The following is a 24,234-nucleotide window of genomic DNA, read 5'->3' as shown; positions in this document are numbered from 1 at the left end:
GGCGTTCCGCTTGTGCGCTTTTGCTCTGGCTTTTGCTCTGGCTTTTGCTCTGGCTCTTGATCTTCAACCCCCTTGGCGCGGCGGTGAGGGCTGGACGATCAGGCCCCGAAGGGGGCGAGGACAGGAGTCCTCGCCTTTTTGACGGGACACGGATGTCCCGTCAAAAAGCCCGGCCAGCCCTCACGTACCCGCAGCAGCGAAGCTGCGGAGGGCGCCGTGCAGGGTGCCCTTCTCTTTGCCTACTTTCTCTTGGGCAAGCAAGAGAAAGTAGGTCGGGCCGCGGCAGCGGCACGAAACCCTCGCCATAGGCGAGACAAACTAAGCGCTACGCGACCATCGAGCCGTACCGCTACTGGATCCCGGCCTACGCCGGGATGACGAGCAAAGCGGATTCCTGCCTGCACAGGGATGACGAGCAAAAAACCGCTAAAGCAGAAGCGTTGGGGCGAGCCCCTCCCCCTCACCCCAACCCTCTCTCCCACAGGGACTACCTTCGGGTCCCCCGGAGGGCAGAGAAGGCAGAAGCTCACGCCAGGGCCGCGTCATCCTCGGCAGCCACGAAGCCACCCGTCTGCCGCTTCCACAAGCGCGCATACAAACCGTCGCGCGCGATCAGCTCGGCATGCGTGCCGCTCTCCACCACATGCCCCTTGTCCATCACCACCAGCCGATCCATCCGCGCGATGGTCGACAGCCGGTGCGCGATGGCGATCACCGTCTTGCCGCGCATCAGCAGCTCCAGGCTGTCCTGGATCGCCGCTTCCGCCTCCGAATCCAGCGCCGAGGTGGCCTCGTCCAGGATCAGGATCGGCGCATCCTTCAGCAGCACGCGCGCGATGGCGATGCGCTGGCGCTGGCCGCCGCTGAGCTTGACGCCACGCTCGCCGACGTGGGCGTCGTAGCCGGTGCGCCCCTCCCCGTCCACCAGCTGCGGGATGAACTCGTCGGCGCGCGCCTTGCGCACCGCCTCGCGGATATCTTCCTCGGTGGCGTCGGGGCGTCCGTACAGCAGGTTGTCGCGAATCGAGCGATGCAACAGCGACGTGTCCTGCGTGACCACGCCGATCTGCGAACGCAGGCTCTCCTGCTGCACGCCGGCGATGTCCTGGCCGTCGATCAGGATGCGCCCGTCCTCCAGGTCGTACAGGCGCAGCAGCACGTTGACCAGGGTGGACTTGCCCGCGCCGGAAGGACCCACCAGGCCGATCTTCTCGCCGGGACGCACGGCCAGGTCCAGGCCGGCGATCACGCCGCCCTTCTTGCCGTAGTGGAAATGGATGTCCTCGAAGCGCACGCCACCGCGGTTCACCTGCAAGGGCACGGCGTCGGGGCGGTCCTGCACCAGGCGCGGCCTGGCGATGGTCTCCAGGCCGTCCTGCACGGTGCCTACATTCTCGAAGATGCCATTGACCACCCACATGATCCAGCCGGACATATTGTGGATGCGGATGACCAGGCCGGTGGACAGCGCGATCGCGCCCACCGTCACGCGGCCCTGGCTCCACAGCCACACCGCCAGCGCCGAGGTGCCCACGATCAACAGGCCGTTGAGCGCGCTGATCGTGGCGTCCATGGCGGTGGTCAGGCGGGTCATCGAGCGCATGCGCTGGATCTGCTCGCCCATCGCCTCGGCCACGTAGGCCTCCTCGCGGCGGGTATGCGCGAACAGCTTCAGGGTGAGGATATTGCTGTAGCCGTCGACGATGCGGCCCATCAGGCGCGAGCGTGCTTCGGACTGCTTCCAGGAACGCTCCTTGGTGCGCGGCACGAAATACGCGAGGGTGATGACGTACAGCACCAGCCACAGCAGCAGCGGTGCCGCCAGCCACACGTCCGCATGCGCGAACATCACCAGCGCGCTGCCGGTGTAAATGGTGACGTACCAGATCGCATCGACGATCTGCACCGCCGATTCGCGCAGCGAGCCGGCGGTCTGCATGATGCGGTTGGCGATGCGGCCGGCGTAGTCGTTCTGGAAGAAACCCAGGCTCTGGCGGATCACATAGCGATGGTTCTGCCAGCGGATGCGGCTGGTGAGGTTGGGCACGATCGCCTGGTTGACCAGCAAGTCGTGCAGCAGGATCAGCACCGGGCGCGCGACCAGCGTGACCAGCACCATCCACAGCAGTTCGCGGCCGTGCCTGGCGAAGAAGTCCGCCGCCGGCGCGCCCTTGGCCAGGTCGACGATGCGGCCGATGAAGCCGAACATCGCCACCTCGACGATGGCCACGCCAAAGCCGACCACGATCGCGGCGGCGAACACCGGCCACACCTGGCGCAGATAGAACACGTAGAAACGCCATACCGAGTCCGGTGGCATGCCGTCCTCGGGTTCCTTGAAGGCATCGATCAGGGATTCGAACCAGCGGAAGATCATGGAGAGGTCCTGCCATGCCAGGCGAGGCATGGTGCCTGAGAGGGGGGTGAGGGGAATGACAAGTAGATTGGGGTGAGCATAGCGAACCCCAACGTGGCGGCATGCTGCGGTGCCTGGTTGGGGTTCGCCTCCGGCTCACCCCAACCTACAATGCGCGCCTCATGTCCAAGCCCACACCCACACCCACCCTCGCCATCGTCGGCGCCGGCCCCGCCGGCCTGATGGCCGCCGAAACCGCCCGCGCCGCCGGACTCGAGGTCGATGTCTACGAGGCCAAGGGCTCGGTCGGCCGGAAATTCCTGCTCGCCGGCGTGGGCGGCATGAACCTCACGCATGGCGAGCCGCGTCCCGCTTTCGACCGGCGCTACGGCGAGCGCGCCGCGGCGGTCGGCCGCTGGCTGGACGACTTCGATGCCGATGCGCTGCGCGAATGGGCGCGCGGGCTCGGCGTGGAAACCTTCATCGGCAGCTCCGGCCGCGTGTTCCCGGCCGACCTCAAGGCCGCGCCGCTGCTGCGCGCCTGGGTGCATCGCCTGCGCGAGAGCGGCGTGCGCTTCCATGTGCAGCATCGCTGGCTGGGCTGGACCGACGACGGCGCGCTGCGTTTCGCCGCGCCCGGCGGCGAACTGGCGGTGCGCGCCGACGCCAGCGTGCTCGCCCTCGGCGGCGGCAGCTGGCCGCAGCTCGGTTCGGACGGCGCCTGGCAGCCGTGGCTGGTCGCGCGCGGCGTGGACGTGGCGCCGCTGCAGCCGGCCAACTGCGGCTTCGATATCGGCTGGAGCGCGCATCTGGCCGAGCGCCACGCCGGCGCGCCGCTGAAACCGGTGGTGGCGCACTGGCGCGATAACGACGGCGGCGAGCAGCAGCGCCAGGGCGAATGCGTGATCACCGCCACCGGCATCGAAGGCAGCCTGGTCTATGCGCTGTCGGCGCGGCTGCGCGAAACCATCGCACGCGAGGGCCAGGCCACGCTCACGCTGGACCTCGCGCCGGACCGCCCGCTCGAACGGCTGGAACGGGACCTGGCCAAGCCGCGCGGCAGCCGCTCGCTCAGCGAGCATCTGCGCCGCCAGGCCGGCATCGCCGGCGTCAAGGCGGCCCTGCTGCACGAGCTGGTGGACAAGGACAGCCTGCACGACAGCGCGAAGCTGGCACGTGCGATCAAGCGGCTCGAGCTGATCCTGAAACAGCCCCGCCCCATCGCCGAAGCGATCAGCAGCGCCGGCGGCGTGCGCCTGGAAGCGCTGGACGACGGCCTGATGCTGACCGCCCTGCCCGGCGTCTTCTGCGCGGGCGAGATGCTCGACTGGGAAGCCCCGACCGGCGGCTACCTGCTCACCGCCTGCTTCGCCAGTGGGCTGCGCGCGGGCTGCGCCGCCGCGGCATGGACGCTGGCGCGGCGCCATGACAGCTTCAGCTTCGCTACGGGCAGAGGTGAGGGTACTGGCGAAACGCGAGCGTGACGTGCACCGCTCCGCCCGCACCCTCATCCGGCTGCCGCCATCTGAAAAGGTGAGGTGATCCCCTCTCCCTCCGGCGACCCGAAGGTAGTCCCCGTGGGAGAGAGGGGATGGGGTGAGGGTACGGGCGGAGCGCAGCGCTGAACCTCGCGCTACGCCCCAAAGCTTCGCGCCGCAGCGCGCTTACTTCAGATTCGCCTTGCTGGCATCGATATCCGCCTGCAACTTCGTCGCCAGCTCCTTCGACGCGTTGTCCAGCAGGCTGACGAACAGCGTCGGATAGTTGGTCTGCGCGTTGACCGCGGCCGTCGGCTCCAGGTGCGGCTCGCTGCGCGTGACGAAGCCGCGCGCATTGGTGGTGCAGCGCATGCTGATGTCCAGCGTGGCGATCGAGGGCTTGTCGTCCTCGTGGCGCACGCGGATATCGGTCTTGACCCGCTCGCAGGCCACCGTGAGGTTGGAGATATAGGCCGGCTGCAAGGCCTGGCGCAGCTGCGCCTGCAGCACTTCGGACACGGGACGCGACGGGCTCAGCACCACCTTCTCGTCCAGGCCGCGCACCTGCAGGTCGCCCGCGGTGGGCTCCACGCTGATCCACGGCGCGAAGGCCGGCACCACCAGCGCATCCACCGGTGCGGTCTCGCGCGCCTTGTGTCCCCCGCAGGCGGCCAGCGCCAAAGCCAGCACCGCCAGGCCCGCCCCGCGGGCCATCGTCGTCTTGTTCATGGTTTTCCCCCCAGCGAATTGTTCGGAATGTACCTTGCACTGCGGCAATCGGGCAACGTCGGATGCGCCTCAATGCGGCGCGGTTCGCAGGAATTGCCCACTCCGGCGCATCCGTCTAGCCGTCCAATCGCCGCGGCGGCTCAGGCCATGCGGTAGTTGTCCACCTCACGGTAACGGCGCGCATAGGCGCCGAAAGCCAGCGCAGCCAGCAGCGCGAAGGCGGCGAAGAAGAACATCTGGAACGCATCGATGCTGAGCCCGGTGGTCGCGATATGCCCGGTCACCGCCTCGTGCCGCACGGCAGCGTTGGCGATCAGCACCCACAGGTTGCCGATGGTGGTGGCCAGGTACCAGAAGCTCATCATCACGCCCTTCATCGAGGCCGGCGCCTGGCTGTAGGCGAACTCCGGCCCGGTGGCCGCGACCAGCACCTCGCCGAAGGTCAGCAGCAGGTAGGGCAGCACCTGCCACACGATCGACAGCGCCTGGCCGTCGTCGAGCAGCAGCTGATAGCCGCCGACCACGATCCAGGCCAGGCCGGCGAAGGCGATGCCGGCGGTCATCTTGCGCAGCGCGGTGGGCTCGACGCCGCGCCGGCGCAGCAGCGGGAACAGCACCAGGTTGTTGAACGGGATCAGCAGCATCACCAGCAGCGGGTTGAGCGCCTGCATCTGCGCCGGGTGGAACCAGCCCGGCGCGGCCATCGCAGTGCCCTGCAGCACCCAGGTCGAGGCCTTCTGGTCGAACAGCGAGAAGAACGGCGTGGTCAGCGCGAAGATCACCAGCACGCGCAGCACATTGCGCGCGCCGTCCACCGACACCTGCGGATGCCGCCCGCGCGCCCGCTCCAGCTGCAGCCAGGCGCCGCCGCCGACGCCGCCGATCAGCGCGACGATGGCCAGGCACAGCGCGATCACGAAGCCCAGCGCCGGCGTCATGGCCAGCGCCGCCAGCGCGGCAAGCACGCCCGCGCCGGCCAGCCACAGGCCCGGCCGCGCCTGCCCCGGCGCACGGGTGAGCAGAGCGCTGCGCACCACGCGGGAGAACGCATCCGGATCCGGCGGCGACGGCGGCACCATCACGTAGCGATGGCGCCCCAGCCACAGCACGAAGGTGGCCACAAACATCAGCGCGCCGGGAATGCCGAACGCCACCGCCGCGCCGTAGTGGCGCAGGAACATCGGCATCAGCAGCGAGGCGAAGAACGAGCCGAAGTTGATGATCCAGTAGAAGGCGTCGAACACCGGCTTGGCCAGGTGCTTGTTGCCGCTGTCGAACTGGTCGCCGACGAAGGAGGCCACCAGCGGCTTGATCCCGCCCGCCCCCAGTGCGATCAGGCCCAGGCCGGCATAGAAGCCGGTGGGATGGTGCTCGAACAGCGCCAGGCACAGGTGGCCCAGGCAGTACACGAGGCTCATCCACAGCACGGTGTGGTATTTGCCGAAGAAGCGGTCGGCCAGCCAGCCGCCCAGCAGCGGGAAGAAGTACACGCCGATCACGAAGGTGTGGAACACGTCCTTGGCCGCGCCGGGACGCTGCGCCTCCGGCAGGTGCAGCAGCAGCGAAGTGATCAGGAACGGAGTGAGGATGTTGCGCATCCCGTAGAAGGAAAAGCGCTCGCAGCCCTCGTTGCCGATGATGTAGGGGATCTGGCGCGGCAGGCGGCCGCGGGCGGTGGAAGAGGCGGCGCTCATGCGTGCTCCGGAGGTCCGGCCAAAAGACCCGAGTGTGCCGCAAGATTTTGCGAACACCAAGCAAGTGCCGCGTCATGCGGCCCTGTTAAGCTGCGCGCCACTTCGAACGGCGGCTTCCATGCGCTCCTTCAGACCCTTGCTCGTGCTGGCCGTCGTGGCGATCGCGGCCCTCCTCTGGAACCGCCATCCGACGACGCCAGCGCCGACTGTCGCGCCGTCGTCCCAGGCGGCCGTCGCGCCGTCCGCCCACCCGCCGCGCAACGAGTCCGCGCCGGCCGGCGGCCTGCCGTCGTTCCTGCCGCCCGAAGCACGCGACACGCTCGCGCTGATCGCCCGCGGCGGTCCGTTCCCGAACCGCCAGGACGGTACCGTGTTCGGCAATCGCGAAGGCCTGCTGCCGGCGCAGCCGCGCGGCTATTACCACGAGTACACGGTGGACACGCCCGGCCTCGACAACCGCGGCGCGCGGCGCATCATCACAGGCGGTAACCCGCCGGTGGTCTACTACTACACCGACGACCACTACCGCTCGTTCCGCGCATTCAAGGTGCCGCAATGACCACCCAGGACCACGACATCGACCTGCTCGACCCCGACGCCGGCGGCGTGTTCTTCGTGGTCGAGGACGACCTCGACCCGCTCGCCGCCCAAGGCGCCGGCCACGGCCTGTTCGTCGCGCGCACCAGCCTCAAGGGCTGCACCGGCAAGGACGAACTGCTGCGCCGCCTCAAGGCATCCTGGCGCCTGCCCGCCGAGTTCGGCGACAACTGGGACGCCCTGGCCGACAGCGTCAACGACCTGGACTGGCTCGAAGGCAGCGGCTACCTGCTGCTGTTCGACCACGCCGACGACCTGCGCGAAGCCAGCGAGGAAGACTTCGACATCCTGCTGGACATCCTCGACGAAGCCGCCGAGACCTGGCAGGAAGACGGCAAGCCGTTCTTCGCCTTCTTCGCCATGCCCGAAAGCGCCTTCAACGATCCGGATTTCTGATGCAGTCCATCGATTTCGACCTCGACGACCGCCACGAACACGTGGAACTCAACCAGCTGCTGAAACTGACCGGCCTGTGCGACAGCGGCGGCGCCGGCAAGGCGATCGTGGCCAGCGGGGCGGTGTATGTGGATGGGCAGCAGGAGCTGCGCAAGACCTGCAAGATCCACGCGGGGCAGGTCGTCGAGATCGACGATGTGCGGATTCGCGTAAAACGCGCCGGTATCACACCGGCGTAGGTTGGGGTGAGCCGCAGGCGAACCCCAACAGGCGCTCGGCGAACCCGTACGCCTGTTGGGGTTCGCCTGCGGCTCACCCCAACCTACGCCGGCTTACGCGGGCAGCGGCAGCGCCTCGATGCGCGCCCGCAGATGCGTCACCTGCGGCAGCCGCAGCAGGAACTCCCGTTCCAGCAGATCCAGGATCTCGTCGGTATCGACCAGGCTGCGCCGCACCGTCTCCCCTCCCAGCGTATGCACCGCAAAATCCCGGTTGCGCAGGGTCAAGCGCCGCCCCGGCGCCGTCCTCGCGATATTCAAGCCGTGCAGGAAATGCGACTCCGGGAACGTCGACGAATAGTGGTTCGCCACCACATAGTCGACATCTTCCTTCGGCTGCAGATCGAAGCGATACAGCGTCAGCCACTGTCCGCGCACCAGCGCCTGCATGCGCCACACGCCATCGCGTTCCAGCAAGCGGTACGGCTCGTGCGTCGTCGCCTGCTCCAGCTCAGGCACCAGCCGCAGCGCACCCGGCAACACCATGCCGCCGAAACCCACGTCGGCCAGCCAGCTTTCGCCGCCGATCTCCACCCGCAGCAGCATGTGGCTCTGCGCGGTGATGTCGTGCTCGTCGCGCTGCCACAGCACGCGCGCGATCAGGCCCTGCACCGGATAGCCGATCGCCCGCAGCGCCTCGCGGAACACGAAGTTCTGCTCGAAGCAGTAGCCGCCGCGCCCGAACTCGACCAGCTTGCGCTCCAGCCGCGGCAGCTCCAGCGCGATCGGGATGGCCAGGAACGGATCGAGGTTCTCGAACGGAATCGCCGCCACATGCGCCGCCGCCAGCGCGCGCAAGGTGGCGGCATCCGGCCTGGCCTCCCCCTCGAAGCCGATGCGTCGCAGATAGGCCGGCAGGTCGATGGCGCAGGTCATGGAGGACACCTTCGGGGGAGAAGCTGGGGAGGCGGCACCATAGCACCGCCATCCGAGGTAACCCCGTACCAGGCGTGGGCGAAGACAGGTCGAACGGCGTAGCTTCGACGCATGCCGCCCCATCGACCCAGGGAGCCCCGCACCATGACCACCCGCCTGCCCCGCCTCCGCCTGCTCGCCGGCCTGATGCTCGCGGCCGGCACCACCGCCTGTGGCGTCGTCGCCGCCGACAGCGCGCCCGTCGCCGCGCCGGCGCCGGCCATCGATGCCGCGCCCGCGCAGGGCGACCAGGTCGCCGTGTTCGCCGGCGGCTGCTTCTGGGGCGTCGAGTCGGTGTTCGAACACGTCAAGGGCGTCAAGAAGGTCTGGTCCGGCTATGCCGGCGGCAATGCCGATACCGCCGACTACGAGACGGTGTCCGGCGGCCGCAGCGGCCATGCCGAGTCGGTCAAGATCGTGTACGACCCGGCCAAGGTCAGCTACGGCAAGCTGCTGCAGGTGTTCTTCTCGGTCGCCGCCGATCCCACCCAGCTCAACCGCCAGGGACCGGACGTGGGCACGCAGTACCGCTCGGTGATCTTCTACGGCAACGACGAGCAGAAGCGCGTGGCCGGCGCCTATATCGCCCAGCTCGACCAGGCCCATGTGTTCCGCGCCCCGATCGTCACCCAGCTGGTTCCGCTCAAGGCGTTCTACATGGCCGAGGCCTACCACCAGGATTTCGCGCGGCTGCACCCGGACTATCCGTACATCGTGATCAACGATGCGCCGAAGGTGCGCCATCTGAAGGAGCTGTTCCCGGCCGAGTACAAACCGGAGGAGAGCGTGGTCGACGTGCGGTTGCACTGAGGCGGCCGGCGCAATTCAAACGACGGCGTAGGTTGGGGTGACCCCAACATCGAGCGCATCGCATGGTTGGGGTTCGCCTGCGGCTCACCCCAACCTACGTCAGCTGCGCTTGGGTGGCACCAGCCGCAGCTTCGCCGGCTTCGGGCTGCGCACCAGCTGGCGGGCGATTTCGTCGGCCGCCTCGGGCCGCGAATAGTAGAAGCCCTGGCCTTCCGCGCAGCCGGCCTTGAGCAGGAATTCGTGCTGCTCCTTGGTCTCGATGCCCTCGGCGATCGGCCGCAGGCCCAGGCTGCGCGCGATCGCCAGCATCGCCTCGGTGATCGCGGCGTTGTTGGAATCCTGCGGCAGGCCATTGATGAAGGAGCGGTCGATCTTGAGGAAGGCGATCGCCGACAACTTCAGGTAGGCCAGCGAGGAATAGCCGGTGCCGAAATCGTCGATCGCCACGCCCACGCCCAGCGCATGCAGGGCGTGCATGGTGCGGTCGGTCTGCTCGCCCAGGCGCAGGATCGCACTCTCGGTGATCTCCACCAGCAGGCGCTTGCCGTCCAGCTGCTCGGCATCCAGCGCCGCGCTCAGCCGCTCGATGAAGGTGCGGTGGCCGAAGGTGCTGGCCGAGACGTTGATCGCCATGCGCAGCGGCGGCAGATGCGCGTCGTCCCAGCGGCGCACCTGGGCGCAGGCCTCGCGCATCACCCATTCGTCGATCTGGCGGATCAGGCCCAGGCTCTCGGCCATCGGGATGAATTCGTCCGGCAGCAGCACGCCGCGTTCCGGATGCCGCCAGCGCAGCAGCGCCTCCACCGCCACGATGCGGCCGGTGCGCAGTTCCACGTTGGGTTGGTAGACCTGGTATAGCTCGCCGCGCACCAGCGCCTGGCGCAGATCCACGCCCAGCATCAGGCGGCGGCGCGCATCGGCGTGCATCAGCGGCGTATAGAAACGGAACGCGTTGCGCTCCTCGGTCTTGGCCACGTACATCGCCGCGTCGGCATTGGTGATCAGGGTGATCGGGTCGCCGCCGTCCAGCGGGAAGCCGGCGATGCCGATGCTGGCGCTGAGCGCGATCTCGTAATCGCCCACCATCACCGGCTCGGCCAGCGAGGACAGCAGGCGCGTGGCCATGCCGCGCGCATCCTCGCGGGTGGGCAGGCGGCCGAGCAGCACGGTGAATTCGTCGCCGCCGATGCGCCCGGCCACGTCGTGCGGCCCCAGCGCGCGGTCGATGCGCTCGGCCACCTTCACCAGCAGGCTGTCGCCGATGGCGTGGCTGTAGCTGTCATTGACCACCTTGAAGGCGTCCAGGTCCACGAACAGGACGGCCACCGCATTGCGGTCGTGGGTGGCGCCGAGGATGGCGTGCTCGCACAGGCGCTCGAACTCGGCGCGGTTGACCAGGCCGGTGAGCGGGTCGTGCGTGGCCAGGTGTTCCAGGCGCAGGCGGTCGGCCTTGATCGCGGTGATGTCGGTCAGCACGGCGACGTAGTGCTGCACCCGGCCGTAGGTATCGCGGATGGCGCTGATGCTGAGCAGCTCCGGATAGCTGCTGCCGTCCTGCCGGCGGCTGGACACTTCGCCCTTCCAGTTGCCGCCGTTGGCCACGGTGTCCCAGATCGAGGCCGGCAGCGGCGAGCCGTCGGCGAGGCTGCGCGTCTCGTCGAAGCGACGCGTGCGCACGGCGTCTGCGTCGTAGCCGGTGATGCGGGTGAACGCCGTATTGACCGTGGTGATGCGCCGCTCGGCGTCGGCGATGACCACGCCCTCGGCGATGCCGGCCAGCGCCTCGGAGGCGATGCGCCGCTCGTGCTCCATCGACAGCCGCTCGGACACGTCGCTGATGATCGCCTGCCGCACGAAGCGCTCGCCCCACAGCGCCAGCGCGCTCTGCGTCTCCACCGGACGGGCCTCGCCGCCGGCGTCGCGCAGCAGCGACACATTGCCGTCCTGCGGCGCCTCGGCCGAGGCGAAGAGGCGCGCGAACGACTCGCCGAGCAATTGATCGGGATCGCGCCCGGTCCAGCGCGCGGCGGTGCGGTTGGCGTCGAGGATCTGCCCGGAGGATTCGTCGACCATCACGATGGCCGAGGCGGCGCTGTCGAACAGCAGCCGGTAGCGTTCCTCGGTGCCGCGGATGCCGGCCAGGATGCGCCGCGCCATGCGCAGCCACGACAGGCCGGCGACCAGGGTGATCAGGGCCACGCTGGCGAACAGCACCCGGCCCATCCAGGTGGCGCCGTTGGCGATGTGCAGCGAGAAGCTGCTGCTGCGCGGCTCGATGAAATCGTTGAGCTTGCGGATGCGCTCGCGCTGCCGCGCGATCTCGGCGGGCGCCAGCGCGCCGGCCGCGTAGCCGCGTTCCAGCTCGCCGGCGATGTCATTGAGTTCGGCGATCTGGCCGTCCACCGAATGCCAGTCGGCCAGCGCCTCGCGCATGTGCGGCGCGGCGGAGAAGTACTGCAGGATGAAGACCATGCCGGGGATCGCCGAGGGGATCACCCCGCCGCGGCGGAATGCCTCGATCACTTCGGCACGGTCGAAGTCGCCGCTGTCGATCTTGTCGCGCGCGTAGCGGTCGGTCATCAGCACGGCGTAGTTGCTGCGGAAGCCGCGCAGGTCGGCCGGAGCGCCCTTGGTGGCGTAGTTCTCCAGGTCGACCACCGCCTGCTTCTGCGCCTTCGACCAAAGACTCTCGCCGTTGAGAAAACCGGCGAGAGTCACCTGGAGCTGCAAGGCCCCCCACGTAAGGGCGAGGACCAGCCCGAGCATTGCCGCCAGTGCGTAGGCCAGCGGCAGCAGCCTTTGCAGCAGGGGTCTTCGCAAGCCAGTACGAGCGTTACGCATAGCGTCCCGTGTCCTCATTCAAGCCGACATCCACTGCCTGCGATGCGTCCCGCCCGGCAAACGCATTGCCTCAGGCTGCGGCTTCACTGACTGACCACGGATCCTGGCGCACGTCCAGGCAGCGATCCAAGGTGATCTGCATGCTGACGTAGCTGCGTCGCACGCATTCCCCCAGATAAGCCACCTCGGCCGGCGTCGGCGCCGTCCCCATTAGCGTACACACAATTTCGAGCGCCTCCCAAGGATGAGTATCATCGTAGGCCGCGTGAAGCTGAAGCCAACGCAGACCCTTGCCCCGAGTCTCGGTGGCAAAGGCCTCCTTGTAAGGACTCTCGAACACCTTCTGGGACCATTCCCCAGTCGCTCCTTCCACCGCGTAATTGGTGGCGATCATGCCGGCGGCCAGGGAGGCCTTGGTGCTTACCTGTTCGCACCAGTCGGGCAAGGCTCCCGTGCCATGGGGCGGCAACCCGTGCAGGACCTCGTCGCGGCTGATGCCCGCGGCTTCGGCCCAGTCCAGCCAGTACTCGGCGTGGTTCTGCTCCACCCGGATGTTACGGACCAGCCAGCGCCGGGCCAGGTTGTCCCCGGCGGTGCGGCCGTACTGGGTCTTCAGCAGGTTCAGCGCCATATAGGCCGGGAAGCGCTCGATGACGGGCCAGATGCCCACCATGAAGTCCCGCGTGGAGGCAGCGTGAAGGCGGCTGTTCATCATCAGCTCCCATACCTCGTGGTCCACCACCGTGCGCTTGGTTTCCTCGGCAGCGTGGACGATGTCCTGCGCCCAGTTCGGATAGCTGCTCAGTTCGGTCAGCGCGCCGGTGCGTTCAAATTGCGTAGTCATGATGCGATCTCCAGTTTTAGTTGGACGTCAGCCGAATGGCCGACGCCCCGGCGCCAGAAAGGTGCCGGGGATCACATATTCTTCGTACTGGAGGTGGCAGGACATGGAAATTCGTCCGGCTCTTCGGGGTAGTGCCATTGGCCGCCCCGGCAAGGCCGAAAGGAAGGCATGGGCCGCCCGGGGCCTGCCCGGATGCCGCGATGCCACCGGAAAGCAAAACGCCCTCGGCAAGAGGGCGTTGCGCATTCCAGCCAGGCCGTGAAGCCTTACCGCATCGGCAGCTTCAAGCCCTGTTCCTTCGCGCACTGCACCGCGATGTCATAGCCGGCATCGGCATGACGCATCACGCCGGTGCCCGGGTCGTTCCACAGCACGCGGGCGATGCGCTGGTCCGCCGCCTCGCTGCCGTCGCACACGATCACCACGCCGGAATGCTGCGAATAGCCCATGCCCACGCCGCCGCCATGATGCAGCGAGACCCAGGTGGCGCCACCGGCTACGTTGAGCATGGCGTTGAGCAGCGGCCAGTCGGACACGGCATCGCTGCCGTCCTGCATCGCCTCGGTCTCGCGATTGGGGCTGGCCACCGAGCCGGAATCCAGGTGATCGCGGCCGATCACCACCGGCGCCTTCAGCTCGCCCTTGCGCACCATCTCGTTGAAGGCCAGGCCCAGCTTGTGGCGCAGCCCCAGGCCGACCCAGCAGATGCGCGCCGGCAGGCCCTGGAAGCTGATGCGCTCGCGCGCCATGTCCAGCCAGCGGTGCAGGTGCGGATCGTCGGGGATCAGCTCCTTCACCTTGGCGTCGGTCTTGTAGATGTCTTCCGGATCGCCCGACAGCGCCACCCAGCGGAACGGACCCACTCCGCGGCAGAACAGCGGACGCACATAGGCCGGCACAAAGCCGGGGAATTCGAACGCGTCGGCACAGCCCTCGTCCTTGGCCATCTGGCGGATGTTGTTGCCGTAGTCGAAGGTGGGAATGCCCTGCCGCTGGAACGCCAGCATCGCCTCGACGTGGGTGCGCATGGATTGCTTGGCGGCCTTGGCGGTGCCGGCGGGGTCGCTCTTGCGGCGCTCGAACCACTCCTCCACCGACCAGCCGCCGGGCAGGTAGCCGTTGACCGGATCGTGCGCGCTGGTCTGGTCGGTCACCGCGTCCGGCTTGACGCCGCGGCGCACCAGTTCCGGCAGCACGTCGGCCGCGTTGCCCAGCAGCGCGATGGACTTGGCTTCGCCGGCCGCCGTGTACCTGGCGATGCGCGCCAGCGCGTCGTCCAGGTCGGTGGCCTGCTCGTCGACGTAGCGGGTCTTCAGGCGGAAATCGATGCGGCTCTGCTGGCATTCGATATTCAGCGAGCACGCACCGGCCAGCGAGGCCGCCAGCGGCTGCGCGCCGCCCATGCCGCCGAGGCCGGCGGTGAGTATCCACTTGCCCTTGAGGCTGCCGGCGTAATGCTGGCGGCCCATTTCCACGAAGGTCTCGTAGGTGCCCTGCACGATGCCCTGCGAGCCGATATAGATCCACGAGCCGGCCGTCATCTGGCCGTACATCATCAGGCCCTTCTTATCGAGCTCGTTGAAGTGTTCCCAGTTCGCCCACGCCGGCACCAGGTTGGAATTGGCCAGCAGCACGCGCGGCGCGTCCGCATGGGTGGGGAATACGCCGACCGGCTTGCCGGACTGGATCAGCAGGGTCTCGTCGTCGTTCAGTTCGCGCAGCGCGCGCAGGATCGCGTCGAAGCACTCCCAGTTGCGCGCGGCGCGGCCGATGCCGCCGTACACCACCAGCTCGGCCGGGTTTTCCGCCACTTCCGGATCGAGGTTGTTCTGCAGCATGCGGAACGGCGCCTCGGTGAGCCAGCTCTTGCAGCTCAGCTCGCCGCCACGCGGTGCGCGGATGGTGCGGGTGGTGTCGATACGCGTCGGGGCGTTCATGGGGAATCCTGACCTGCGAGGGGAAATGGCGATTATGGGCGCCCGTTTTCGCGACCGCCAACTGCACTGCGGCAAAACCGGGCCGTCGCACCATCCGTTTGGCTGATTGCCGCCCCGGCGGGCCGAGACCAGACTTTTGCGCGGGGAAACCGGGCAATGGCCGCCGTCGCGGCTCGAACGGGAGGGTCCCATGTACGCGACACGCACGACTTACCTCGCGGCGCCGATCATCGCGCTGGCCGCCGCCCTGCTCATGACCGGAACCGCCGCCGCCGCGGACAAGACCGCGGCGAAGAAAGCGCCGGGCGACGGCGAACTGATCGCCAGCGCGATGCGCGCCGCGCCGGCCGGCGTCGCCAAGGGCGCGACCATCATCGCGATGAGCGCGGACGGCAGCATGCGCACGCTGCGCAAGGGTACGAACGACTACACCTGCATGCCGGACAACCCGGAAACGCCCGGGCCGGATCCGATGTGCATGGACAAGAACGCGATGGAATGGGCGCAGGCCTGGATGAGCCACAAGCCGCCGCCGGCCGGCAAGATGGGCGTGATGTACATGCTGTCGGGCGGCACGGATGCGAGCAACACGGACCCGTACGCGACGAAACCGGACGCGAGCAATCACTGGATCAAGACCGGCCCGCACATCATGGTCGTCGGCGCGGATGCGGCGTTCTACGACGCGTATCCGAAGGGAGCGGATCCGGATACGTCGGCACCGTATGTGATGTGGGCGGGGACGCCGTATCAGCATCTGATGGCGCCGGTGAAATAGCGTCGCGAGGTTTAGCCCCTCTCCCTCCGGGAGAGGGGTTGGGGTGAGGGTCCGGGCGGAGCGCAAGGGTGATGTGCACTGCTCCGCCCGTACCCTCATCCGGCTGCCGCCACCTTCTCCCGAAGGGAGAAGGGCTCCAACTCGAGGCGTTTCTATTGATGTCCGAAAACGGCGAGTCGCCCGCCGCGCCCGGTGCTAGCCTGCACCCATGGCCACCGTCCCCGCCCCCCACGCGCCCCTCCCCGACCGCCTCTGCGAACAGGCTCGCCTGAGCCGCGACGCCCGCTTCGACGGCCTGTTCTTCACCGCCGTCACCAGCACGCGCATCTATTGCCGCCCGGTCTGCCCCGCACCGTCGCCGAAGCCGGAGAACGTGCGCTATTACGCCAGCGCCGCCGCGGCCGAGGCCGCGGGCTTCCGCCCCTGCCTGCGCTGCCGGCCGGAGCTGGCGCCCGGCAACGACAGCTGGCAACGCGGTGATCACGTGATCGCGCGCGCGTTGAAGCTGATGGAACAGGGCGCGCTGGAAGACGACTCGCTGGAAGACATGGCACAGCGCCTAGGCGTCGGCGCGCGCCAGCTGCGCCGCGTGTTCGTCGAGCGGCTGGGCGCCCCGCCGATCAGCGTGCACACCACGCGCCGGTTGCTGTTCGCCAAGCAGCTGTTGACCGAGACCGAATTGCCAGTGACCGACGTGGCGCTGGCCTCCGGCTTCCGCAGCCTGCGCCGCTTCAATGCGGCGTTCCAGCAAGCGAACCGGATGCCGCCGCGCGAACTGCGCCGCCATCCGGCCAAGGCCGCGGAAGGCGGCCTGGTGCTGCGGCTGGGCTATCGGCCGCCGTACGATTTCGAGGCGATCCTGAGCTTCCTGCGCACGCGCTCGCTGCCCGGCGTGGAACAGGTGGACGAGCACAGCTACGCGCGCGTGTTCGGCCCCGCCGACGCGCCGGGCTGGCTGCGCCTGAGCGCATGGCCCGGCGGCGAGCACGCCTTGAAGCTGGAACTGCAATGCCCGCAGCCGGCGCGGATGCTCGGCGTGGTGTCGAAGCTGCGCCGCATGTTCGACCTGGACGCGGATCCGCAGGCGATCGGCGCGGTGATGCGCGCCGGCGGCGTGCTGAAGCCGCTGCACCAGCGCCGCCCGGGGCTGCGCCTGCCGGGCGGCTGGGACGGCTTTGAGATCGCGGTGCGCGCGATCCTCGGCCAGCAGGTCAGCGTCGCCGCCGCGCGCACGCTGGCCACGCGCATCGTGCACCGTTGGGGCACGCCGGTGAGCGGCATCGCCGCGCCGGGACTGGAGCGCCTGTTTCCGGGTCCGGAGATCCTGGTCGACGTCGACCTGCGCGAAGTGGGTTTGACTTCGGCGCGCGCGAACACCGTGGATGGCGTGGCGCGCGCGTTGCTGGACGGACGCATCGATTTCCGCAGCGAACAGCCGCTGGACGCTTTCGTGGCGAGCTGGGTGGAACTGGCCGGCATCGGCGAATGGACCGCGCACTACATGGCGATGCGCGCGCTCAGCCACCCGGACGCGTTCCCCGCCGCGGACCTGATCCTGCGCCGCGTCGCCGCCGGCGACGGTGCGGAACTGAGCACCAGGGCGCTCACCGCGCTGGCCGAAGACTGGCGTCCCTGGCGCGCCTATGCGGTGATGCACCTGTGGCGCGCCGCCACCGACGCGGCCGAGCACGCCAAGGCCAAGGGAAAGAGCGCATGAGCGAGACGATCTGGTACGACGAACTGCCCACGCCGATCGGCCGGCTGCGCCTGGTGGCCGATGCGCACGGCCTGCGCGAGGTGTGGTTCGAAACCGGCAGGCATCGCAAGTCGCCGCAACCGGACTGGATCCATGCGGCGAAACCGCTGGCCGAGGCACGCCGCCAGCTGGAGGAATATTTCGCCGGCGAGCGCACGCGCTTCGATCTGAAACTGCACCCCATCGGCACGCCGTTCCAGCTGGCCGTGTGGGAAGAGCTGGGGCGCATCCCCTACGGCGTGACGATCAGCTATGCCGAACTGGCGCGGCGCATCGGCCAGCCCGCGGCGATGCGCGCGGTGGGCGCGGCGAACGGGCGCAATCCGATTCCGATCATCCTGCCCTGCCACCGCGTGATCGGCAGCAACGGCAGCCTCACCGGCTTCGGCGGCGGCCTGCCGACCAAGCGCTTTCTGTTATCGATGGAAGACCGCGTGGCGCACGGCGACCTGTTCGCGTTGCCGTAGCGCTGGCGGCGGGATTCAGTGCTGCGGCGGACTCTGCGTCGGCTGCTGCTGCGGCGGCGTCGGATGGAGCTGATCGAGCGCGGACGGCGGCGGCTTTTTCGGCGTCGACTGCCGCACCGGCTGCGGCAGCACCACCGGCGCGGTGGAGGAAGCGGCCCGGTACTGATCCACCACGTCGCGCTGGCGCGCGTCGAAGCGCTGCTGCTGCGCCTGGTTGGACAGGTCCAGCGCCTGGCTCGCGGCCGGATTGCCCGACTGCGGCTGGCGGATCGCCGCGGCATTGCGCTGGCGCTGCTCTTCCAGCAGCTGGTTGGTGCGCAGCTTGTCCTGCAGGATCGCCTGCTGGTTGGCCTGCTGCGACTGGATCGCGTTGTAGTTGGGCTGGTAGTTCGGCTGCTGCGCCTGCTGCTGGCGCTGCTGCGCCATCGCGGCGGCCGGGGCCGCGCACAGGACCAGCAGGGCCAGGCCGGCAAGACGCTGCATCGACGGAGATGTAATGGTCATACGAGTGCGCGATCATGGTGGGATTGCCTGGATCAATCGTATGGACTCGCGCATGAAATTCCTGTTTCGCCTCCTGTTCTGTGCCGTCGCCGCGTTCAGCGCCGGGTGCGCTACCCGACCGCCGGCCAAACCCGCGCCGGTCGCCAAGCCCGCGCCGGCGCCGCTGCTGCTGATCTCGATCGACGGCTTCCGCGCCGACTACATCCAGCGCGGGCTGAGCCCCACCCTGGCGGCGCTGGCGCATGAGGGCGTGCGCGCCCAGGCCATGCAGCCCTCGTTCCCCTCGCTGACCTTCCCCAACCACTACACCATCGTCACCGGCCTGCGTCCGGACCACCACGGCATGGTCAACAACACCATGTTCGACCCGGCGCTGGGCGAGTTCTCGCTGAGCAATCGCGCGGCCGGCGCCGACGGCCGCTGGTGGGCGCAGGGCACGCCGATCTGGGAGACCGCCGGCCGCCAGGGCCTGAAGACCGCGACCATGTTCTGGCCCGGCAGCGAGGCGCCGATCCACGACTACCGCCCGGACCACTGGCTGCCTTACGACGGCGCGATGTCGCCGGAACAGCGCGTGGACACGGTGCTGAGCTGGCTGGACCTGCCCGCCGGCGAGCGCCCGACCTTCCTGACCTTGTACTTCGACGACGTCGACCATGCCGGCCACGGCTATGGCCCGGACTCCAGGCAGGTGAACGAGTCCATCGCCAAGGTCGACGCCGCGCTCGCCCACCTGGTCGACGGCCTGAAACAGCGCGGCCTGCTCGACCGCATCAACCTGATCCTGGTGTCCGACCACGGCATGGCCAGCGTGCCGGCCAAGCACAACGTGATGGTGGACAAGCTGCTGCCGCTGAACCAGGTGCAGGTGGTGAGCCTGGGCGTGCTGGCCGGCTTCAATCCCAAGCCCGGCCATGACTTCGCCAAGATCGAGGCGAAGCTGGAGAAGCCGCAGCAGCATATGCAGTGCTGGGACAAGACGCGCATCCCCGCGCGCCTCGCCTACGGCAAGAACCCGCGCGTGCCGCAGCTGGTCTGCCTGGCCGACGTGGGCTGGCGCGTGACCACCAACGAGTACGTGGCCAAGAAGCTCAAGAAGGGCGACAAGCTGAGCCTGGGCGAACACGGCTACGACAACGCCGATCCGACCATGCAGGCGCTGTTCGTGGCACGCGGTCCGGCGTTCCGGCAGGACACGGTGCTGCCGGCGATCTCCAACGTGGATGTGTATCCGCTGATGATCCGGCTGCTGGACCTGACGCCGGTGCAGAACGATGGCGATGCGGCGGCGTTGAAGGGCGCGCTGAAGCCGTAACGCATGCCCTGACGTGCGGCGTAGGTTGGGGTGAGCCGCAGGCGAACCCCAACGTCGTTTTCTGCCATGCGTATCGCGAGGTTGGGGTTCGCCTGCGGCTCACCCCAACCTGCGCCGACTGCATTACAGCTCCGCCAGCGGCGGCTCGTCGCCCTTCGAGGGCGGCCCCGGCAGCGGCTGCAGATGCCGCAATCGCCAGGCGATCAGCAAACCCGCCAGCACCAGCGCGCCGACGAAGGCGGCCACGCCGTTCCACCCGTGCGAGGCATAGAACAACCCGCAGCCCGCACCGGCCAGGCTCGACCCCATGTAGTACGCGAACAGGTACATCGACGAGGCCTGCGCCTTCGCCACGCCCGCGCGCCGCCCCACCCAGCTGCTGGCGATCGAATGCCCGCCGAAGAAGCCGAAGGTGATCGCCACGATGCCCAGTACGATCAGCGCCAGCGGCGCGGTCATGGTCAGCAGCACGCCGGCCAGCATCAAGGCGAACGCCGTCCACAGGACCTTGCGCCGTCCCAGCTTGCCGGCGAGATGGCCCATCCAGGCCGAACTGAAGGTGCCGATCAGGTACACGCTGAAGATCAGGCCCACCACCGCCTGGCTCAGCCCGTACGGCGGCGCCAGCAGACGGTAGCCGATGAAGTTGTAGACGGTGACGAAGGCGCCCAGCAGCAGGAAGCCCTCGGCGAACAGCCACGGCAGGCCGGCATCGCGGAAGGCGCCGGCGAAGCGCTGCTGCAGCGTCTTCCAGTGAAACGGCTGCAAGGTGAAATGCCGCGACGGCGGCAGGCTGCGCCAGAACACCAGCCCGGCCACCAGCCCGATCGCACCGACCGCGCCCACGCCCGCGCGCCAGCCGACGAAGTCGGCCATCACGCCGGCCACCAGGCGTCCGCCCATGCCGCCGATCGCATTGCCGCTGATGTACAGGCCCATCCCCAGGCCGATCGAGTCCGGATGCATTTCCTCGCTGAGATAGGTCATCGCCACCGCGGGCAGGCCGCTCAGAGTGAGCCCGAGCAGGGTGCGCAGCACCAGCAGCGTGTGCCAGTCGCGCACCAGCGCGGTGGCCAGCACCAGCAGCGAGGAAGCCAGCAGCGACACCGTCATCACCGACTTGCGCCCCACCGCGTCGGACACCGCGCCGGCCACCAGCATCGCCACCGCCAGCACGCCGGTGGTGACTGACAGCGACAGCGCCGCACCCGCCGCATTGACGCCGAAGTCCTTGCTGAATTCCGGCATCAGCGGCTGCACGCAATAGAGCAGGCCGAAGGTGGCGATGCCGGCGGCGAACAGAGCGAAGTTGGTGCGCCGGAACAGCGGCGTGCCGTGGCGGATGTACTCGTCGCCCGCGCTGGTCGCGGCCTGGACTTGCATGGCGATCCTTGGAGGCGCGCCGGGGCAAGACGCGTCCGCCAAGGATAGAACCATCAACCGGTCCGATCGACCCGCTTCACTCCACGCGCAGCAACCAGCCCTTGCCGGGTTCCACCGGAATCGCGTCGCCCGGCTTGAACGTCGCCGCCGGCTGGAAGCCCGGTACCTCCGGCGCGACCAGCTTCACCTTGGCCGGATTCAGGCCCAGCGCCTTCCAGTCGATCGCCAGTTTCACCTCGGCCCGCTCCGGCGCCCACGAGGCCAGCGCCACCAGCGTGCCCTGCCCCTTGCGCACGTAGCTGGTGGCGAGCACGTCGTCGCGCCCGGTCTTCACCGGCGCGTCGTGCACCCACCAGCCGATCATTTCCGCCCTGGCGATACCGAAGGCATCCCACAGCTTCCACAGCGGACGCGGATCGCTCTTGGGCGACCAGCCGAGCCTGCTGGTCATGCCGAACAGCATGCCGCGCCACGGATTGCCGTCGTTCTGCAGCATCTCGCCCATCAGGCCGTAGGGGATGCCCGAGATCTCGGTCAGCCAGTACGCCGGCGTGCTCTTCTCGTAATCGAATTGCTCGCCGAACCACAGGCGGTCGATGTACGGGAACAGTTCCATGTAGAGCAGCGCGCTGTTGATGTAGCCGTCGCGCGGGTTGTACTGGTTGGCCGAATGCAGGTCGATCAGCGGATCCTGCCGGTGCGCCTGCAGCACCTTGCGCACGCGCTGCATGGTGATGCGGTCGTAGGCGACGTCGTCCAGGTACAGCCCGTCGATGCCCTCGTTGCGCGCCAGCCAGTCCAGGCCTTCGATGTAGTAGTTGTGCCAGCGGCTCTGTCCGGCATTGATGATCGCCGCGTCGCGGTTCTCCGGCACATGCCAGGCGGGGATGTAGTCGCCGTCCAGATGCTCCTGCAGCCAGGAGAAGCCGCCGCCCTTGCCGGCGCTGATCACCTCGTGGCCCAGCGATTCGAGCATGGGCAGCTCGGGCGCGCGATCGGACAGCTCGCGGATGGTGTCGTAGATCTTCACCCGCATGCCGCGCTGGTGTGCCGCCTCGACGTACTTGCGCATCGCCTCGGCTTCCAGGAACGGATAGTTGATCCAGGGATTGATCGGCGTGGCGTGGTGGATGTTCACCACGTTGGCGCCGTCGGCCTTGATCGCATCGAGGTCGCCGTACTTGTGGAAGAAGCGCTCGGCGAACTGCTGCTCCGGCTGGATCGTCTTGAACGGCGTGACGCGCAGGACCACGTCGTAGCGCAGCGCCTGTCCTGCCTGCAGCGTGCGCGAACCGCTGAAGGCCTTGACCAGGTAGCGCTCCTTGCCGCGCTCCAGTTCGATGCCGCCCTGCCCGCCGTTGTCCCAGGACCTGGGGATGCGCAGCGGCTGCTGCTGGTAGAAGTTGGTGTTGAGCGGTCGCAGGTAGTGCTCGTCGCGCAGGTGGAATTCCAGGCCGGCGTTCACCGCGCCGATCCACGCGCCGTCCTGGTTGTTGCGCACGTTCCAGTGCCAGCTGAAACCGGCCGGCGCCTCGCCGCCCTGCTGGCCGAGGCCGAGCTGGTAGCGAGCGAGGTCGTTGTGCAGCGGAATCTCCAGGCGGATATCGCCGACCTGGGTTTCCCGGTCGGCCTGCAGCTCGATGGCGTACTGCAGCGTGCCGTCCGCTTCCAGCGAACCCTTCAGCTCGCCGCGCAGCGGGCCGGCGTCGCCGGTCACCGTCCAGTGCACCTTGCCGGGACCGTCGGTCTCCACTTTCGGCGCGCCCTTGCCGGTCAATGCATGCACGCCGGAAGCATCTTCCACCAGCAGTTGCATTGGCGCCTGCAGCAGCGCGCGCGGCTGCCTGGCGAAGCCGGTCATGCGTTCGTCGAAGCGGCTGCGGATCTGCGCCGGCAGGCCGCTGTCGGCGAGCGCGATGTCGCGGCCCAGGATGTCGAGGCTCGCGCCCTTCACCGCCACCGGCGTGAACGGCTTCACCACCGTGCTGTCCTGCGCCAGCGTGGAATCGAGCCAGCGCAGGCGGGTGAGCTTGAACGGGTCGTCGTCGCCGTGCGCGACGGCGGCGGTCCCGCCGACGGTGACGGACAGCGGCACGCGCTGCGCTTCCACGCCGTCGGCGCTGACGACCACCTCGCCCTCGTACACGCCGGGCTTGGCGTCGGCGGGAACGTCCAGCCCCATCCATAGCGGCTGCACCCGCCCCTTAGGCACATCGACGCGGGTGACGAACGGCCGGCCGGCGTAGTCGATGCCGCGCAGGTTGAAACAGGTGAGCGCGGTGGCGGGAATCGTTGCGCCATCGGGGCCGTGCAGATCGCCAAACGCCACGCGCACCGCGTTCACCGGCGTGCGCGGCGCCCACAGGCCGACCTGGAAGCTCAGGTATTCGCCGCGCTGCGCGTGGTCGCTCAGCGCCCCGCCGGGACCGCGCTGGGTCCAGGACACCGGCAGCGTGTCGAACATGCGCACGGGGTTGGCGCGCGTCTCGGGGAACAGCAGCAGTGGCTCGGCATGCCTGGCCAGCAGCGCGTCCAGTTCGGCCGGCGTGGCGGTGCGCTCCATGTCTGTATACGCATCGAAATCGTCGACCGCTTCGTAGCGCTGCACCTGTGCCTGCGGCAGGCGATCCCAGCGCTTGCCCAGCTTGCCGGCCCAGGCCGGGTCGGCGCTGTCGCGCGGGGCGGCATAGTTGACCACCGGATAGTTGCTGCGTCCGCCGCCGACGTAAGGCTGGTAGTACACGGCATAAGTGCCGGCCTTGGCGGCCTGGAATACCAGCTCGCCGGAAGCGCGGTCGATGTTTCCGCGCAGGACATTGGCGACCGGCGCGCCGTCCGGATCGGTGACGATGACCGCGACCTTCTCCGGATGCGCATCGCGCCGGCGCCAGGGAATCACCGCGCGTACCGCTTCAGCCGGTGCGTCGACCTGCACCAGATAACGATGATTGCCCAGGCGTGCCGGATCCCAGCGCAGCACCGGCGCGCCATGCTCGTCCGCCAGTGCGACGGGCGCGAGCGCCAGCGCCGCTCCAGCCACCATCCAACCCAGCACCGCCCGCGCACAAAGCTGCCGCATCGCCCACCTCGCCCATGGTGCAAACCGAGGTGTTTAACCCGAGGCGCGCCGCCGGGGCAAGTTCCGGAGGCCTGAAA

The 24,234-nt window shown here is 68.6% G+C and carries 19 protein-coding genes; 9 read left to right on the top strand and 10 right to left on the bottom strand.

All coding sequences use genetic code 11. The annotated features are described in order from the left end of the window. Positions 1 to 526 precede the first annotated feature (526 nt). Complete coding sequence (locus BM172_RS09460; RefSeq protein WP_026633198.1) at positions 527 to 2,377, bottom strand: ABC transporter ATP-binding protein; 1,851 nt, start codon at positions 2,375 to 2,377, stop codon at positions 527 to 529. A 161-nt stretch (positions 2,378 to 2,538) separates the two neighbouring features. On the opposite strand from BM172_RS09460, the gene BM172_RS09455 reads away from it, so the two are divergent. Further along, positions 2,539 to 3,840 carry a TIGR03862 family flavoprotein gene (locus BM172_RS09455; RefSeq protein WP_051548277.1) on the top strand — a complete coding sequence of 434 codons (1,302 nt, stop codon included), beginning with the start codon at positions 2,539 to 2,541 and terminating at the stop codon, positions 3,838 to 3,840. Positions 3,841 to 4,020: 180 nt separating this feature from the next. Here the strand turns inward: BM172_RS09455 and BM172_RS09450 are convergent, their stop codons facing one another. Then, positions 4,021 to 4,563, bottom strand: coding sequence for a hypothetical protein (locus tag BM172_RS09450; RefSeq protein ID WP_035322054.1), 543 nt, complete (start codon positions 4,561 to 4,563; stop codon positions 4,021 to 4,023). A gap of 140 nt (positions 4,564 to 4,703) precedes the next feature. Then, positions 4,704 to 6,257: a POT-type proton-dependent oligopeptide transporter gene (locus BM172_RS09445; RefSeq protein ID WP_026633197.1), complete on the bottom strand. Its 1,554-nt coding sequence runs from the start codon at positions 6,255 to 6,257 to the stop codon at positions 4,704 to 4,706. A 118-nt stretch (positions 6,258 to 6,375) separates the two neighbouring features. Here BM172_RS09445 and BM172_RS09440 point away from each other — a divergent pair, with 118 nt between their 5' ends. Genes BM172_RS09440 through BM172_RS09430 form a run of 3 tightly spaced genes read left to right on the top strand, consistent with a single transcriptional unit; the run spans position 6,376 to position 7,489 of the window. Then, the gene (locus tag BM172_RS09440; protein WP_026633196.1) at positions 6,376 to 6,816 is read left to right on the top strand and encodes a guanyl-specific ribonuclease; all 441 of its coding nucleotides are present in this window, start codon (positions 6,376 to 6,378) and stop codon (positions 6,814 to 6,816) included. Continuing rightward, on the top strand, positions 6,813 to 7,250 hold the full coding sequence (locus BM172_RS09435) for a barstar family protein (RefSeq protein ID WP_026633195.1): 438 nt from the start codon (positions 6,813 to 6,815) through the stop codon (positions 7,248 to 7,250). Before BM172_RS09440 ends, BM172_RS09435 begins: the two co-directional genes overlap by 4 nt. Next, a complete protein-coding gene (locus tag BM172_RS09430) occupies positions 7,250 to 7,489 on the top strand; it encodes an RNA-binding S4 domain-containing protein (protein WP_026633194.1) in 240 nt (79 codons plus the stop codon). The genes BM172_RS09435 and BM172_RS09430 overlap by 1 nt, the downstream gene beginning before the upstream one ends. A 93-nt stretch (positions 7,490 to 7,582) precedes the next feature. Here BM172_RS09430 and BM172_RS09425 read toward each other — a convergent pair whose 3' ends face one another. Beyond that, a complete protein-coding gene (locus BM172_RS09425; RefSeq protein ID WP_026633193.1) occupies positions 7,583 to 8,404 on the bottom strand; it encodes an arylamine N-acetyltransferase family protein in 822 nt (273 codons plus the stop codon). A 144-nt stretch (positions 8,405 to 8,548) separates the two neighbouring features. On the opposite strand from BM172_RS09425, the gene msrA reads away from it, so the two are divergent. Next, entirely contained in the window at positions 8,549 to 9,253 is a 705-nt protein-coding gene (gene msrA, locus BM172_RS09420; RefSeq protein ID WP_035322050.1) for a peptide-methionine (S)-S-oxide reductase MsrA, read from the top strand. Between the two features lie 99 nt (positions 9,254 to 9,352). Here the strand turns inward: msrA and BM172_RS09415 are convergent, their stop codons facing one another. The 3 genes from BM172_RS09415 to hutU all read right to left on the bottom strand — a co-directional run bounded on the left by BM172_RS09415 (position 9,353) and on the right by hutU (position 14,875). Beyond that, entirely contained in the window at positions 9,353 to 12,073 is a 2,721-nt protein-coding gene (locus tag BM172_RS09415) for a putative bifunctional diguanylate cyclase/phosphodiesterase (protein WP_331279758.1), read from the bottom strand. Positions 12,074 to 12,164: 91 nt separating this feature from the next. Beyond that, the gene (locus BM172_RS09410; protein ID WP_026633190.1) at positions 12,165 to 12,938 is read right to left on the bottom strand and encodes an iron-containing redox enzyme family protein; all 774 of its coding nucleotides are present in this window, start codon (positions 12,936 to 12,938) and stop codon (positions 12,165 to 12,167) included. 266 nt (positions 12,939 to 13,204) lie between these two features. Then, entirely contained in the window at positions 13,205 to 14,875 is a 1,671-nt protein-coding gene (gene hutU, locus BM172_RS09405) for a urocanate hydratase (RefSeq protein WP_026633189.1), read from the bottom strand. Positions 14,876 to 15,065: 190 nt separating this feature from the next. Here hutU and BM172_RS09400 point away from each other — a divergent pair, with 190 nt between their 5' ends. From BM172_RS09400 to BM172_RS09390, 3 genes are all read left to right on the top strand, one after another. Beyond that, complete coding sequence (locus tag BM172_RS09400; RefSeq protein WP_035322047.1) at positions 15,066 to 15,653, top strand: hypothetical protein; 588 nt, start codon at positions 15,066 to 15,068, stop codon at positions 15,651 to 15,653. 208 nt (positions 15,654 to 15,861) lie between these two features. Next, positions 15,862 to 17,370 carry an AlkA N-terminal domain-containing protein gene (locus tag BM172_RS09395; RefSeq protein WP_026633187.1) on the top strand — a complete coding sequence of 503 codons (1,509 nt, stop codon included), beginning with the start codon at positions 15,862 to 15,864 and terminating at the stop codon, positions 17,368 to 17,370. Further along, the gene (locus BM172_RS09390; RefSeq protein ID WP_026633186.1) at positions 17,367 to 17,876 is read left to right on the top strand and encodes a methylated-DNA--[protein]-cysteine S-methyltransferase; all 510 of its coding nucleotides are present in this window, start codon (positions 17,367 to 17,369) and stop codon (positions 17,874 to 17,876) included. The genes BM172_RS09395 and BM172_RS09390 overlap by 4 nt, the downstream gene beginning before the upstream one ends. 15 nt (positions 17,877 to 17,891) lie before the next feature. Here BM172_RS09390 and BM172_RS09385 read toward each other — a convergent pair whose 3' ends face one another. Next, a complete protein-coding gene (locus tag BM172_RS09385; RefSeq protein WP_143096490.1) occupies positions 17,892 to 18,380 on the bottom strand; it encodes a hypothetical protein in 489 nt (162 codons plus the stop codon). A gap of 52 nt (positions 18,381 to 18,432) precedes the next feature. Here BM172_RS09385 and BM172_RS09380 point away from each other — a divergent pair, with 52 nt between their 5' ends. Continuing rightward, positions 18,433 to 19,695: an alkaline phosphatase family protein gene (locus BM172_RS09380; protein ID WP_026633184.1), complete on the top strand. Its 1,263-nt coding sequence runs from the start codon at positions 18,433 to 18,435 to the stop codon at positions 19,693 to 19,695. 123 nt (positions 19,696 to 19,818) lie between these two features. Here BM172_RS09380 and BM172_RS09375 read toward each other — a convergent pair whose 3' ends face one another. Beyond that, entirely contained in the window at positions 19,819 to 21,078 is a 1,260-nt protein-coding gene (locus tag BM172_RS09375; RefSeq protein ID WP_051548276.1) for an MFS transporter, read from the bottom strand. Between the two features lie 76 nt (positions 21,079 to 21,154). Next, positions 21,155 to 24,157: a glycoside hydrolase domain-containing protein gene (locus tag BM172_RS09370; protein WP_026633183.1), complete on the bottom strand. Its 3,003-nt coding sequence runs from the start codon at positions 24,155 to 24,157 to the stop codon at positions 21,155 to 21,157. Positions 24,158 to 24,234 lie beyond the last annotated feature (77 nt).

The sequence above is a fragment of the Dyella marensis genome (genome assembly GCF_900112865.1).
GTDB classification, from domain to species: Bacteria; Pseudomonadota; Gammaproteobacteria; order Xanthomonadales; family Rhodanobacteraceae; genus Dyella_D; species Dyella_D marensis_A.
The sequence above is the reverse complement of the archived record's forward strand: the minus strand, read 5'-3'. Positions and strand labels throughout refer to the sequence as shown.